Annotated in this window: 14 protein-coding genes; 6 read left to right on the top strand and 8 right to left on the bottom strand. The window is 67.3% G+C overall.

Annotated features, from left to right (window positions below; genetic code table 11):
- Positions 1–8: 8 nt before the first annotated feature.
- From ACRCUN_RS10175 to ACRCUN_RS10165, 3 genes are read left to right on the top strand one after another with little or no spacing between them, the layout of a single operon-like run.
- On the top strand, positions 9–1,340 hold the full coding sequence (locus ACRCUN_RS10175) for a lipase family protein (protein ID WP_462141503.1): 1,332 nt from the start codon (positions 9–11) through the stop codon (positions 1,338–1,340).
- A 17-nt stretch (positions 1,341–1,357) separates the two neighbouring features.
- Positions 1,358–2,176: an AraC family transcriptional regulator gene (locus ACRCUN_RS10170; RefSeq protein WP_462141502.1), complete on the top strand. Its 819-nt coding sequence runs from the start codon at positions 1,358–1,360 to the stop codon at positions 2,174–2,176.
- 49 nt (positions 2,177–2,225) lie between these two features.
- On the top strand, positions 2,226–2,621 hold the full coding sequence (locus ACRCUN_RS10165) for a VOC family protein (protein WP_462141501.1): 396 nt from the start codon (positions 2,226–2,228) through the stop codon (positions 2,619–2,621).
- Here ACRCUN_RS10165 and ACRCUN_RS10160 read toward each other — a convergent pair.
- From ACRCUN_RS10160 to bioB, 3 genes are read right to left on the bottom strand one after another with little or no spacing between them, the layout of a single operon-like run.
- Positions 2,602–3,216, bottom strand: a complete 615-nt coding sequence (locus ACRCUN_RS10160) for a DUF2567 domain-containing protein (protein WP_462141695.1) — start codon at positions 3,214–3,216, stop codon at positions 2,602–2,604. The genes ACRCUN_RS10165 and ACRCUN_RS10160 overlap by 20 nt on opposite strands.
- Before the next feature lie 53 nt (positions 3,217–3,269).
- On the bottom strand, positions 3,270–3,506 hold the full coding sequence (bsaP, locus tag ACRCUN_RS10155; RefSeq protein WP_462141500.1) for a biotin synthase auxiliary protein BsaP: 237 nt from the start codon (positions 3,504–3,506) through the stop codon (positions 3,270–3,272).
- 12 nt (positions 3,507–3,518) lie between these two features.
- Complete coding sequence (gene bioB / locus ACRCUN_RS10150) at positions 3,519–4,526, bottom strand: biotin synthase BioB (protein ID WP_462141499.1); 1,008 nt, start codon at positions 4,524–4,526, stop codon at positions 3,519–3,521.
- A 109-nt stretch (positions 4,527–4,635) separates the two neighbouring features.
- Between bioB and ACRCUN_RS10145 the strand changes: the two genes are divergently transcribed.
- On the top strand, positions 4,636–5,241 hold the full coding sequence (locus tag ACRCUN_RS10145; RefSeq protein ID WP_462141498.1) for a TetR family transcriptional regulator: 606 nt from the start codon (positions 4,636–4,638) through the stop codon (positions 5,239–5,241).
- 11 nt (positions 5,242–5,252) lie between these two features.
- On the opposite strand, the gene ACRCUN_RS10140 is transcribed toward ACRCUN_RS10145, so the two are convergent.
- The 5 genes from ACRCUN_RS10140 to ACRCUN_RS10120 all read right to left on the bottom strand — a co-directional run bounded on the left by ACRCUN_RS10140 (position 5,253) and on the right by ACRCUN_RS10120 (position 9,809).
- On the bottom strand, positions 5,253–6,008 hold the full coding sequence (locus ACRCUN_RS10140; RefSeq protein WP_462141497.1) for a maleylpyruvate isomerase family mycothiol-dependent enzyme: 756 nt from the start codon (positions 6,006–6,008) through the stop codon (positions 5,253–5,255).
- 13 nt (positions 6,009–6,021) lie between these two features.
- On the bottom strand, positions 6,022–6,531 hold the full coding sequence (locus tag ACRCUN_RS10135; RefSeq protein WP_462141496.1) for a 2'-5' RNA ligase family protein: 510 nt from the start codon (positions 6,529–6,531) through the stop codon (positions 6,022–6,024).
- Positions 6,532–7,209 (bottom strand): dethiobiotin synthase, encoded by a 678-nt coding sequence (gene bioD, locus ACRCUN_RS10130; RefSeq protein WP_462141495.1) that lies wholly within the window; start codon positions 7,207–7,209, stop codon positions 6,532–6,534.
- 28 nt (positions 7,210–7,237) lie between these two features.
- Complete coding sequence (locus tag ACRCUN_RS10125) at positions 7,238–8,386, bottom strand: 8-amino-7-oxononanoate synthase (protein ID WP_462141494.1); 1,149 nt, start codon at positions 8,384–8,386, stop codon at positions 7,238–7,240.
- Positions 8,387–8,459: 73 nt separating this feature from the next.
- Positions 8,460–9,809 carry an adenosylmethionine--8-amino-7-oxononanoate transaminase gene (locus ACRCUN_RS10120; protein WP_462141493.1) on the bottom strand — a complete coding sequence of 450 codons (1,350 nt, stop codon included), beginning with the start codon at positions 9,807–9,809 and terminating at the stop codon, positions 8,460–8,462.
- 46 nt (positions 9,810–9,855) lie between these two features.
- On the opposite strand from ACRCUN_RS10120, the gene ACRCUN_RS10115 reads away from it, so the two are divergent.
- Both ACRCUN_RS10115 and glgX read left to right on the top strand, forming a co-directional pair.
- Entirely contained in the window at positions 9,856–12,015 is a 2,160-nt protein-coding gene (locus ACRCUN_RS10115; RefSeq protein WP_462141492.1) for an acetyltransferase SucT, read from the top strand.
- Positions 12,012–14,162, top strand: a complete 2,151-nt coding sequence (gene glgX / locus ACRCUN_RS10110; RefSeq protein WP_462141491.1) for a glycogen debranching protein GlgX — start codon at positions 12,012–12,014, stop codon at positions 14,160–14,162. Before ACRCUN_RS10115 ends, glgX begins: the two co-directional genes overlap by 4 nt.
- Positions 14,163–14,165 lie beyond the last annotated feature (3 nt).

Here is a 14,165-nt window from a genome sequence, read left to right as displayed (position 1 = left end):
ATGCCGGGATGGATTTGGGCAGTGCCGCGAACGCGAGCGGAGCCGAGTGGATCGGGTGCGCGCCACACGAGGAACTCGATCGCACCGCCCGGCCCGAACTGCCCAGCGACGACGCGTTCTACCTGCCGCCCGCGGGCTTTCATCACGCCGAACCCGGCACCGTGCTGCGCAGCCGCGACGTCGAGGTGGCGTTTCTCGGCCTCATCCCGCAGCGTTTCCATGCCACGCAGCTGCTCTACCGGTCCACCGATCGCCACGGCGCCCCGGAAGCCGCCGTCACGACGGTGATCGTGCCGCCCGACGCCAAGCCCGACTGCCCGATCGTGTCCTACCAGTGCGCGATCGACGCGATCTCGAATCGCTGCTTTCCGTCCTACGCGCTGCGCAGGCACGCCAAGGCGGCCGGCTCGCTGGCGCAACTCGAGTTCCTGCTCATCACCGCCGCGCTCGCCGAGGGGTGGGCCGTCTCGGTACCCGACCACGAGGGCCTCGACGGCATGTGGGGCGTACCGTACGAACCCGGTTACCACGTGCTCGACGGCCTGCGCGCGGCGCTGAACTGCGAACAGCTGTCGCTGACGGACGAGTCACCCATCGGGTTGTGGGGTTACTCCGGCGGCGGTCTGGCGAGCGCCTGGGCCGCGGAGATGAGCGGCTCGTACGCGCCAGAGCTCAACATCGTCGGCGCCGTGCTCGGCTCGCCCGTCGGCGATCTCGGGCACACCTTCCGCCGCCTCAACGGCACGGTGTTCTCCGGGCTCCCGGCGCTCGTGGTGGCCGCGCTCGCCGACACCTACCCCGGCCTGAACCGCGTCATCGCCGAACACGCCACCACCGAGGGACGCAAGCTGCTGCGCAAGCTCCACGACATGAGCACCGTCGAGGCCGTGGTGCGGTTCGCCCGCACCGACATGGACGATCTCGTCGACCTGCCGCTCGAACAGATCCTCGACAGTGCCGAGGTCACCGAGGTGTTCGACGACATCAAGCTGGGCGTCGCGACCCCGAACCCACCCGTCCTGATCATCCAGGCCGTTCACGACGAGCTGATCGCCGTCGACGACATCGACGAGCTGGCCGACGCGTATCTCGCGGGCGGCGCCGACGTGACCTATCACCGCGACCTGTTCAGCGAGCACCTGCTGCTGCATCCCATGTCGGCACCGATGGCCCTGCGTTGGCTGACCGACCGGTTCGCCGACCGGCCGCTCAGCGAGCACCTCGTGCGTACCAAATGGCCGACGCTGCTCAACCCGATGACCTATGTCGGGATGGCCCGGCTCGGACGGATCGCGCTCAAAGTGGCCACCGGACGGGCCATCGGGCGCCGCCCGCTCTGAGGCACAATGGGGTGTAGATGCGCTACACCCGACATATCCCGGCGGTGGCCCTGCGCGACAGCGTCGACCACCTGTGGTGCATTGCGGACGGGCCCCGGCATCCGGCTGAGCGGATTCTGCCCACCGGCACCACCGAACTTGTCGTCAACGTCGGCGCAGACGCCATAGTTGTCACCAACAGTCAAGGCGCACAACGCCTTTCGAGCACAGTACTGGCCGGACCGTACACCACGCCGTTCGATATCGACGCGCGGATGCACACCGCGATGGTCGGTGTGCATTTCAAGCCGGGCGGCGCGCGCACGGTCCTCGGGTTGTCGCCGCCCGAGCTGCTCGACACCCATCTCGACCTTCGTGCATTGTGGAACGGCGCAGCAGACGCCGTCCACGCCGAAATCTGTGAAGCACAGTCGGACACCGAACGCATCGCGGTCATGGAGGCCGCACTGCTCACTCTCGCGGCGACCCGCGTCACGTTGACCCCTGAAGTGGCATTCGCGGTCGATGCACTCGATGCCGGCGCGCCGCACCCCCCAATCGCTGCACTCGCGCGCGAGGTGGGATTCAGTCACCGGCGGCTGGTCCAACTGTTCACGCAACAGGTCGGCATGCCCCCGAAGCGCTTCGCGCAGGTGAGACGGTTCCGGCGCGCACATCACCACGTCGTGTCGGCGCAATCGCCGCCGCACTGGCCGGTGTTCGCGCTCGCGCACGGCTACGCCGACCAATCCCACATGATCCGCGAGTTCCGGCGATTCTCGGGCCTCACTCCCCTGGAGCATTTCAGCGGGCGAAACCTGATGAGCAAGGACGACCACCTCGCACTGCGCCACTAGGTCAAATTCGTTCAATACACCGGCCGTCGATCGGTTCGATACTGCAGGCATGTTCAGCACCGGAGCAGTCCGCTACCTGGTCGCCGATGTCGACCGGGCAGTCGGCTTCTACACCCGGCATCTCGGCTTCAAGCTGCTGCGGCAGCCCGCACCGGCGTTCGCGGCGATCTCCAGCGGCTCACTCACGCTGTGGCTGAGTGGGCCAGGAAGTTCGGGGGCCCGTCCGCTGGCGGACGGTCACGCCCAGACTCCTGGCGGATTCAATCGGATCGTGCTCGAGGTCGATGACCTGGATTCCGCGATCGAGGAATTGCGCGGGCGCGGAATCGAATTCCGCAACGATCTCGAAGTAGGCCCCGGCGGCAGGCAGGTCCAGTTCAGCGATCCCGACGGGAACCCGATCGAGCTGTTCGAGCCCGCGCCGGTCAGGGTGCCTGCGGAGTGACCGGCGGCGGCATCACGGGAAACGGCGGCGTCTCGACGGGCGGCCAGGCGCCGAGATCATCACGTGGAGTCGACACCGCGAGGAGCGCGTAGACGAGCGCTGCCATCGCCGCCGGGAAGAGGATGGTGGCAGCGATCTGCAGCGGCGTGTGACCGAAAAACACCGGTGGCGCCTCCACGACGTAATGCACGCGATGCTCCGGGGTCACCGGCGCACCTGCGACGTCGACGGTGCCATAACGCCAGTGCACCAGCGCTGCCCCGACGCCGGAGGCCGTGGCGGCCGCGACGGCGCAGCCTGCGGCCAGCGCACCCACCAACACCGGCCCGCGATGGGCACGCCACTGCCACAGTGCGACCGCCGACACGACGGCGAGAACCACGAGCAGTCCCGAGAACATGAACGCCGCGGTGAAGAAATGGTCGGATTCGCTGCCGAGGTAGGCCCGCAGCCGCTCGCCGCTGCGGCTCAACGCCACCACACCGTGGATCGCGGGCGCCAACCACGCCCACAACGCTCCCAGCAGCGCGCCCGCCACTGCCAGCGCGGCTATGACGATCACGACCGCACGCGGGCGCGAAACCCGTGGGCCCACGGGGACATCGGCGGGCTCGGCGACCGCCGCGTTCTGTGTCTCGTTCGAGACGCTCACCGCTGCGTCTCGAGTTCGGTCGAGTCCACCTGGCCGTGTCGCGAGCACTTGGCCCACCAACCGTCGGGCCGCACCTGAACGATCATCCGGCGGCCGCATTCGGCGCAGAACCGCGGCGGTTCCAGGCCGAGCTGGGCCGTGGTGGGCAGGGCGCTACCCGCCGGACCACCGGTGTAGACGTTGTAAACGCCTGCGCCGACGGGCGCGGGCAGCGCCGGAGTGTGCTCGATCATCACCACCCTGTTCTACAGGCTGGCGTTGAGAGCCTTGATCGGCATCTGCAGATCGTCAAGGAGTTCCAGGTCAGCCTCGGCCGGGCGCCCCAGCGTGGTGAGGTAGTTCCCGACGATGACGGCGTTGATGCCGCCCAGGATGCCTTGCTTGGCGCCGAGGTCACCGAGGGTGATCTCGCGACCGCCTGCGAAGCGCAGCATGGTCCGGGGCAGCGCCAGCCGGAACGCGGCCACGGCCTTGAGCGCCTCCGAGGCGGGCAACACCTCGAGATCGCCGAACGGGGTGCCCGGGCGCGGGTTGAGGAAGTTCAGCGGAACCTCGTGCGGATCGAGCTCGGCGAGGTTGGCCGCGAACTCGGCCCGCTGCTCGAGGGTCTCGCCCATGCCGAGAATGCCGCCGCAGCAGACCTCCATGCCCGCTTCGCGGACCATGCGCAGGGTGTCCCAGCGCTCTTCCCAGGTGTGCGTCGTCACCACATTGGTGAAGAACGAGCGGGCCGTCTCCAGGTTGTGGTTGTAGCGGTGCACGCCCATGTCCGACAGTCGCTGCACCTGCTCCTCGGTCAGCATGCCCAGCGAACAGGCGATCTGGATGTCGACCTCGTTGCGGATGGCTTCGATGCCTGCGGCTACCTGCGACAGCAGCCGCTCGTCCGGCCCGCGGACGGCGGCCACGATGCAGAACTCGGTGGCTCCGGTTTTGGCGGTCTGCTTCGCGGCCTCGACCAGACTGGGGATGTCGAGCCACGCGCTACGCACAGGAGACGCGAAAAGGCCGGACTGTGAACAGAAATGGCAGTCCTCGGGGCAGCCGCCGGTCTTGAGGCTGATGATGCCCTCGACCTCGACGTCGGGGCCGCACCACTTCATGCGGACCTCGTGTGCGAGCGACAGCAGCTCGTCGAGCCGATCGTCGGGAAGCTGCAGCACCTGCAGCGTCTGGTCCTGGTCGAGGCCTACGCCGCGCTCCAGAACCTGCTCGCGGGCTACACCCAAGACATCTACGGCTGCCTGCGTCACCGGCTTTCCTCCTGCGGGTCGTCGACGGGACCTTGAACTCGTCGGCGGTGCCGACCTTGAACACGTCGGCGGTGCCGACCTTGAACACCGTTCAGGTTAGGGTAACGGTGTGCAACTCCACAAACCCGACGTGGTGGATGCGGCGACGACCATCCTCGACAACTACGGCATCGGCGATCTGACGATGCGGCGCCTCGCACGCGAGCTCGGTGTGAGCCCGGGTGCGTTGTACTGGCATTTCGCCAACAAACAGGAACTGCTCGGCGCCGTGGCCGATCACATCCTGAAACCTGCACGCATCGACGCCGGCCAGTTGGGTTGGCGGGATCGCGTGCATGCGATCTGCACGACGCTGCGCGACGCGTTGCTCTCCCACACCGATGGCGCCGAACTGGTGTCGTCGAGTTTCGCGGCAGGCCAGTCGTCGGCGGCTGCGGGGATCGTCGCGCAGCTGACGGCCGCTGCGCGCGAGGCCGGGGTCGACGGTGAGGACGCCGAACTCGCCGCTCGTACGGTCATCTACTACGTACTCGGGTTCACTGTCGACGAGCAGTCCCGGCTGCAGTGGGACGCCGCCGGTGCCCTCACCGATGAGCAGTCCGTGCTGGTTCGCGACACCAACCGGCAGTTCGCGTTCGGGCTGCGGCTGCTTGTCGACGGTCTCGGCGTGCAGAGCGGCGCCGAGGTCGACGTGCGGGACCGCATAGCGGACTGATCCGGGCCGCATCACTGCATGCCGTTGGAGACCACCGCCCGCAGAGCGGCCAACGACTCCGACGCACCGGACAGTTCGACCGAGCCACCGCGACCCCACGCCCAGAGCGCGAGATCGGCAACCGAACCGCGGGCCGTGGCGGTCGCGGCGGCGGTGTTGCGGGCACGCACCGCGCGCGGCCAGTCGCCTGCTCGGCCGACCTGGATCAGCCAGCGCTGCCCGGTATCGGTGCTGAGGAATTCGACCACGGCATGCGGCTCATGCGTCGTATCGGCGGGTTGCCAACCCCACATGACGTCGATCGCGTGGTCGACCGCGCCGGCTGCCACCTCAGGCCCGATCGCGCTGATCGACAGTCCTGCAGCCAGTTCCGCGTCCACCCGGTGCATTGTCGCCTCGTAGGTCTGCATGCGCCTCGTGAACCCGACGGTCTGGTCGGGCTCCCACCACGACCAGCGCACAACGTCGTCGTCGAGCCGTTCGAGCTGCCCGACAAGCGCGGCCGTCGCCTTCGCACGCAACTCCAGGAGATCGGCCACCGCTGCGGGCCGCACGGGTTTGGACTGCTCGACGGATGCGAGATCGGCTTCGCTGCAGGCATTTCGGGCCAGTATCGCGGCCCAGAAGTAGTGCACCTCGGTGACGTGCCACAGCAGATCCGCGGCGCTCCAATCCGGACAGGTGGGGCACCGAACGTCGGGATCCGTTTCGGACAGCACGTCGGCGATTCGCTGCGCCTCGGTACGGATGATGCCAATCCGGTCCATGCAAACCAGGATGTCAGCCGATCGGGTGCTCTGCTTTCTTGTCGCCGTCCCAGCGCCGCAACCCGACGATCGTTCCGGCGATCTCGGCCGGGCGACCCGCGATTCGCAGCGCCGTGGCGAGCTTGGCCGGCGCGACCCGCCGCGCCAGCATGACGTGCGGTGTCCATTGCCCGGGCTCGGTGTGCGGCAGGGCAGCGGGCGACACCAGCGGCAGGCATGCCCGGTAGACCTCCGCCTGTACGTCGAGCAGCTCTGGCGACGGCACGAGCAAGCGGGCCAGCACGCCCGCGGATCGCCCGAAGATCAGCGTGGCTCCCAACTGGCACGGCAACGGAAATCGGTCGGTCAACGGCCGCAGCACGGTGTCGGCCGTGATGTCGATGCGCTGGGCGACAGTCAACGTCGCATGCGGGCGGCCGGCCGGAGCCTGACTGGGGATACCGGCATCGCGCAGCCCGTCCCAGATGTGGCGGACCGTCGCTTCCGTGTCCGCGTCGAAGACGAGCTCGACCGAGTGCACCATCTAGCCGAGGCTCTCGACCCACGTGCGGTCGAACGCCGCCGAACTCACCTCGGTGAACTCCGCGGCGGTCAGGCCACCGGCTCCCGCTGGCAACACGGCACGCACCGGCGCCAGCTCGCCAAGTGCCTCCCGGTTGCCCAGCTCGGCGACGCCGGGTTCGGCCGGCCATGACCCGATGACGAGCCCGGCACACGGAATGTTCTGCCCGGCAAGCGATTCCAAAGTCAATGCGGTGTGGTTGAGGGTGCCGAGGCCCGCGGAGACGACCACGAGTACCGCCGCCGACAGGTCGGCGGCGAGATCGCGCAGCGTGACACCGTCGGCGCCGAGTTCCACCAGGAGACCCCCGGCCCCCTCCACGAGCGTCAGCCGCCCGGGACCGTCCACCGCGCGGACCGCGGTGACCAGATCGGCACGGGTCGGCAGCGCGAGCCCGGCCCGCTCGGCGGCGGCCACGGGAGCCAGCGGTTCGGGGTAGCGCCATCCGCCGTGCAGTTCGGTCACACCAGAGAGCCGGCGCACCTCGCCGAGGTCGTCATCGCCGTCGATCGTCCCGGTCTGCACGGGCTTTCCCACAGCGACGTCGAGGCCCGCGAGTCGGGCCGCACACGCCAGCGCCGCGGTCGTCACGGTCTTGCCGACTCCGGTGTCGGTGCCGGTTATCGCCAGGACGCTCATAACGGCTCCTCGCGCAAGCGCTCGTCGGTCATGCCCGCACGGCGGCAAGCACGTCGGTCAACACCCGGGCGGCCAGATCCATCTCGTCGCGCGACAACGAAGCCCGCGCGGTCAAACGCAATCGGGACGTGCCCGCAGGCACGGTCGGCGGGCGGAAGCATCCGACCCGGACACCGCGTTCGAGACACGCCGCCGCCGCTGCCACGGCGACCTCGGGCTCCCCCAGAATCACCGATACCACCGCCGAGTCCGGCTGCGCTGCGACACCCGAGATGCGGGCCAGTTCAGCGGCATGGGTCAGCACGTCCCGGGCCCGGTGCGGCTCGGCGATCAGCACGCGCAGTGCCGCCCAGGCCGCGCCGACCGCGGCGGGCGCGAGTCCGGTGTCGAAGATGAACGGCCGCGCCGCGTCGATGAGGTGTGCGCGCACTGCCTCCGGACCGAGCACGACCCCGCCCTGGCTGCCCAGCGCCTTGGACAGCGTCGTCGTCATCACGACGTCGGGCGCTCCGGCCAGACCGACCTCGTGGAGCAGGCCCTGCCCGCCTGGACCGCGTACACCGAGCCCGTGTGCCTCGTCGACGAGCAGCAGGGCCCCGTGGCGCCGGCATACCGCGTGCAGCTCGCGCAGCGGGGCAAGCACCCCGTCGGCGCTGAACACCGATTCCGTCACGACCACGGCGCGTTCCTCGGCACGCGCGGTGAGCGCGGCCTCGACCGCGGCGACATCGCGGTGCGTCGTCACCGTCACCCGGGCCCGCGACAGCCGGCAGGCGTCGACGAGCGACGCGTGCGTGAGCGCATCCGAGACGACGAGCGATCCCGGTCCGGACAGCGCGACCAGGGCGCCGAGGTTCGCGGTGTAGCCCGATGAGAACACCAACGCCGATTCGGCCCCGACGAAGGACGCCAGCGCGGTCTCGAACCCCTCGTGCAACTCGGTGTTGCCCGTGACCAATCGAGATCCGCCGGCTCCCGCGCCCCAGATCCGCAACGCCTCGACGCCGCCGTCGAGCACCTCGGGATGCTGCGACAACCCGAGGTAGTCGTTGGACGCCAGGTCCAGTTCCGCGCCGACCGGCGGTCGGGACCGAAGTTCACGCCGCAGCCCCGCCTCGCGGCGCTGCCGTTCGACGTCGGCCAGCCAGGCCAGCGGAGAAAGACCTGTGCGTGTCACCCTGTGCTCCTCAGTGCCGAGTGCGGACAGCCCGGCTGCGATGAAACGTGAACGGGCGGTCATTGAACACCGTTCAGGTTAATGCACGAGCGACGCCCACCATCGCGGCGGTGATCTGTTCGACCTCGGCCGGTGTGCAGATGTAGGGCGGCATCGCGTAGACGAGATTGCGAAACGGCCGCAGCCAGACGCCGTGCCGCAACGCCGCCGCGGTCGCCACCCGCATGTCGACGGGCTCGGCCATCTCGATGACGCCGATCGCACCCAGTACCCGGACATCGGCCACACCGGCCAACTCCCGCGCAGGCGCAAGACCGTCCCGCAGGCCCGCTTCGATCTCGCGGACCTGGGTACGCCAATCACCGTGGATCAGAAGCTCCACTGCCGCCACACCCACCGCGCAGGCCAGCGCGTTGGCCATAAAGGTCGGACCGTGCATGAGGGCCCCAGGCTCCCCCGAACTGATGGTCTGCGCGATCTCTCCCGTGCACAAGGTCGCCGCCAGCGTGATGTACCCGCCGGTCAGCGCTTTGCCGACACACATGATGTCCGGGCTCACGCCAGCATGCTCGGCGGCGAAAAGCTCGCCGGTCCTGCCGAAACCCGTGGCGATCTCGTCGAAGATCAGCAGAACGTCGTGGCGATCGCAGATCGCCCGCAGATCGGAGACATAGCGCGGATCGTGAAACCGCATCCCGCCGGCACCCTGCACGACGGGTTCGACGATCACTGCGGCGAGTTCGTCGGCACGCTCGGCGAGTTGCTGCTCGAACGCCGCGGAGTAGGCCGGATCGTAGTCGGCGGGCACCGGCGGCGCGAACTCCTGGGCGACCAGAACGTCGGTCCACAACGAGTGCATGCCGCCATCCGGGTCGCACACGCTCATCGGCGTGAAGGTGTCGCCGTGATAGCCGCCGCGCCAAGTCATCAGGCGGTGTTTGGCGCCGCGGCCGAGGCTTCGCCAGTACTGCAACGCCATCTTGACCGCGACCTCGACCGAAACCGATCCCGAGTCACTGAAGAACACGGTCTCCAGACCGGCAGGCGTGAGCTCGACCAACAGCTGGGCCAACCGCGCCGCGGGTTCGTGCGTCAAGCCACCGAACATCACGTGGTTCATGGTGGCCATCTGACGGTTGATCGCACTGTCGAGGGCCGGGTGGCCATGACCGTGCACGGCAGTCCACCACGACGCCATCGCGTCGAGCACCTCGATCGGCCGGCCTGCGTCGTCGGCGGGATCGATGACCGTCAGCCACGCGCCCTTTGCCCCGACCGCGACGACCGGCGGCAATGCCTCGGCACCGATGGTGCTGTAGGGGTGCCAGATGTGCGCGCTGTCGATCGCACTGATCTGCGCCGGGGTCAGGTCAGCCACAGACCGGCAGCCTAGCCCTTTGCTCACAGAGTGTGGTGAAGGCATCCGAAATATGAGCGGCAGGCTGTTCTTAGGTAAATTGACCTCGATCATGATGACCCTTGCCCCAGCCCGGCCGGCGCCCGTAAGCGAAACATCGCGCGCCACCCCCGCGTCCATGGGCACCCGGAAGTCGGGTTTCTACCGACACGATCTCGATGGCCTGCGCGGTATCGCGATCGCGCTCGTCGCGGTGTTTCACGTTTGGTTCGGCCGTGTTTCCGGTGGTGTGGATGTTTTCCTGGCGCTGTCCGGGTTCTTCTTCGGCGGCAAGATCCTGCGGGCCGCACTGACCCCGGGAGCTTCGCTCTGGCCCATGCCCGAGGTCGTCCGGCTGGTGCGGCGCCTGCTGCCCGCACTCGTGGTCGTGCTCGCGGCTTCGGCGGTGCTCACGATTCTGATCCAGCCGGAAACACGTTGGGAAGCGTTTGCTGACCAAAGCCTCGCGAGTCTCGGTTACTACCAGAACTGGGAGCTCGCAAACACCGCCGCGGATTACCTTCGCGCCGGTGAGGCGGTCAGTCCCCTCCAGCACATCTGGTCGATGTCGGTTCAGGGACAGTTCTATATCGCGTTTCTCGCGCTGATCTTCGGGTTCGCTTTCCTGTGCCGCCGGTTGTTCGGCAGGCATCTGCGGACGGCGTTCATCGTGGTGCTCACCGCGCTGACGATCGCGTCGTTCGTGTACGCGATCATCGCGCACAACACCGATCAGGCGACCGCGTACTACAACAGCTTCGCGCGTGCGTGGGAACTGCTGCTGGGCGCGCTCGCCGGCGCCGTCGTCGGTTTCGTGCGTTGGCCGATGTGGTTGCGGACCGTGATCGCCGTCGTCTCGCTCGCCGCGATCGTGTCGTGCGGTGCGTTCATCGACGGCGTCAAAGAGTTTCCCGGCCCGTGGACGCTCGTTCCGGTGGGCGCCACGGTGCTGTTCATACTGTCGGCCGCCAACCGGTCGGACACCGACCGGTTGCCCGCGCCGAACCGATTGCTCGCGACGAAACCGTTCGTGTCCCTCGGCGCGATGGCCTACTCGCTGTACCTGTGGCACTGGCCGCTGCTCATCTTCTGGTTGTCGTATTCGGGGCACACGCACGCCAATTTCCTCGAGGGCACGATCGTCCTGCTGGTGTCGGGTGTGCTGGCCTGGCTCACCACCCGCTACATCGAAGAGCCACTGCGTGCCCAGAGCGTCAAGACCCCAGCGCCCGCCGTCCCGCTGCGCGCCCGTTTGCGCCGCCCGACGATCGTGCTCGGCTCGATCGTCGCGCTCCTCGGTGTCGCACTCACGGCCACGTCGTTCACGTGGCGTGAACATGTGACCGTTCAGCGCGCCAAAGGCAAGGAACTGTCGGGCCTGTCGGCACGCGACTACCCCGGTGCCAGGGCCCTGCTCAACAACGTTCGCGTGCCCAAGCTGCCCATGCGGCCGACTGTGCTCGAAGCCAAGAACGACCTGCCGGCTTCGACGAACGACGGATGCATCAGCGACTTCAACAACGTCGGGGTCATCAACTGCACCTACGGCGACAAGAATGCGGCCCGCACCATCGCGCTCGCAGGCGGCTCACACGCCGAGCACTGGATCACCGCGCTCGATCTGCTCGGCCGGTTGCACAACTTCAAGGTGGTCACGTACCTGAAGATGGGTTGCCCGTTGACCACCGAACAAATGCCGCTCGTGATGGGCGACAACCGGCCATATCCGAAATGCCGTGAGTGGAACCAGCGGGTCATGGCGAAACTCATCGCCGACCACCCGGATTTCGTCTTCACCACCTCGACGCGTCCGTGGAACATCAAGCCCGGCGATGTGATGCCCAGCACATATATCGGGATCTGGGAGACGTTGTCGCAGAACAACATTCCGATTCTCGCGATGCGGGACACCCCATGGCTGGTCCGCGATGGCGAACCGTATTTCCCGGCGGACTGCCTGGCAAACGGCGGGGACGCCATCTCCTGCGGCATCGAGCGGTCCGAGGTACTCTCCGACCACAACCCCACACTGGATTTCGTCGGACGGTTCCCCCTGTTGAAGCCGCTCGACATGAGCGATGCGGTGTGCCGTAAGGACTATTGCCGCGTGGTGGAGGGAAATGTGTTGCTGTACCACGATTCTCACCATCTATCGACGACCTACATGCGCACCATGACCAATGAACTGGGTCGCCAGATGGCTGCTGCCACTGGTTGGTGGGCGCAGCCATGACGTCGGCTCCCCTACCCGAACGGATGTCGACGGTATGGCCCGGTGAGGCCTATCCGCTCGGCGCCACCTACGACGGCGCAGGCACCAACTTCTCGCTGTTCTCCGAGGTCGCCGAGCGCGTCGAGCTGTGCCTGATCGCCAAGGACGGTTCCGAGGAGCGCATCAACCTCGACGAGGTGGACGGGTACGTCTGGCATGCCTATCTGCCGACCGTCACGCCGGGTCAGCGCTACGGATTTCGCGTATACGGCCCCTGGGATCCGGGCGCCGGACATCGTTGCGACCCGAGCAAGTTGCTGCTCGATCCGTACGGCAAGTCGTTCCACGGTGATTTCGACTTCTGCCAGGCGCTGTTCTCCTACGATTTGAGCGCCGAACCTCCCGGCACGGGTACGCCGCCGGGGGTCGACTCCCTGGGCCACACCATGACGAGCGTGGTCATCAACCCGTTCTTCCAGTGGGGTTCGGATCGTGCCCCCAAGACGCCCTACCACGACACCGTCATCTACGAGGCTCACGTCAAAGGGATGACGCAGACCCACCCCGGCATTCCCGAGGAACTCCGGGGCACCTACGCGGGCCTGTCGCATCCGGTGATCATCGACCACCTCAAGTCGCTCGACGTCACCGCGATCGAGCTGATGCCCGTGCACCAGTTCATGCACGATCACCGCCTGCTGGACCTCGGGCTGCGAAACTACTGGGGCTACAACACCGTTGGGTTCTTCGCACCACACTTCCAGTACGCGGCCAACCGGCACGCCGGCGGCGCGGTCGCCGAGTTCAAGACCATGGTCAAGGCGTTCCACGACGCGGGCATCGAAGTCATCCTCGACGTCGTCTACAACCACACCGCCGAAGGCAACCACCTCGGCCCGACGATCAACTTCCGCGGCATCGACAACGCCGCCTATTATCGCCTGCTCGACGGCCAGCCCGAGTTCTACAAGGATTTCACCGGGACCGGCAACAGCCTCAACGCCCGGCATCCCCACACCCTGCAGCTCATCATGGATTCGCTGCGGTACTGGGTGCTGGAGATGCACGTCGACGGGTTCCGATTCGACCTCGCCTCGACCCTGGCGCGCGAGTTCTACGACGTCGACCGACTGTCGGCGTTCTTCGACCTGGTGCAGCAGGATCCGGTGGTCAGCCAGGTGAAATTGATCGCCGAGCCGTGGGATGTCGGCGAGGGCGGTTACCAGGTGGGCAACTTCCCAGGTTTGTGGACCGAGTGGAACGGGAAATATCGCGACACTGTGCGCGATTACTGGCGGGGAGAACCCGCAACCCTTGGCGAATTCGCATCCCGGCTGACCGGCTCGTCGGACCTCTATGAGGCGACGGGCCGGCGGCCGAGCGCGAGCATCAACTTCGTCACCTGTCACGACGGCTTCACGCTCAACGATCTCGTGTCCTACAACGAGAAGCACAACGAGGCCAACGGCGAGGACAACCGCGACGGCGAGAGCCACAACCGCTCGTGGAACTGCGGCGTGGAAGGTCCGACCGAGAACCCCGACATCCGCGCGCTGCGCGGTAAGCAGATGCGCAACATCATGGGGACGCTGATGCTCTCGCAGGGCACGCCGATGCTCGCGCACGGTGATGAGATCGGCCGAACCCAGCTGGGCAACAACAACGTGTACTGCCAGGACTCGGAGATCTCGTGGATGGACTGGTCGCTGTGTGAGACCAACGCCGACCATCTCGCGTTCACCCGGAAGGTGGTCGAGTTCCGCAAACGCCATCCGGTGTTCCGCCGCCGCCGGTTCTTCGAGGGCAAGCCGATCCGCAGCGGGGACCAGGTGCGCGACATCGCATGGTTGACGCCGTCCGGCACCGAGATGACGCCGGAGGACTGGGGTACGGGCCTCGGCACCTGCGTGGCGGTGTTCCTCAACGGTGATGCCATCGAAGCGCCCAACGCCCGCGGCGAACGCGTCGTCGATGACTCATTTCTGTTGTGCTTCAATGCCAACGACCACGCGCAGGACTTCGTGACACCGGACGGCGACTATGCCGCGGAGTGGACCGCCGATCTCGACACCGCCGATCCGACCGGCAATTCGGATCTGGTCGTGGCGGCCGGGGACAAGATCTCACTGCAGGCCCGGTCACTTCTCGTACTGCGTAAGACGGCCTGACCG

It is taken from the genome of Mycobacterium venezuelense (assembly GCF_054919535.1).
Note: the sequence above shows the minus strand (reverse complement) of the source record. Positions and strands in the feature narration are given on the sequence as shown.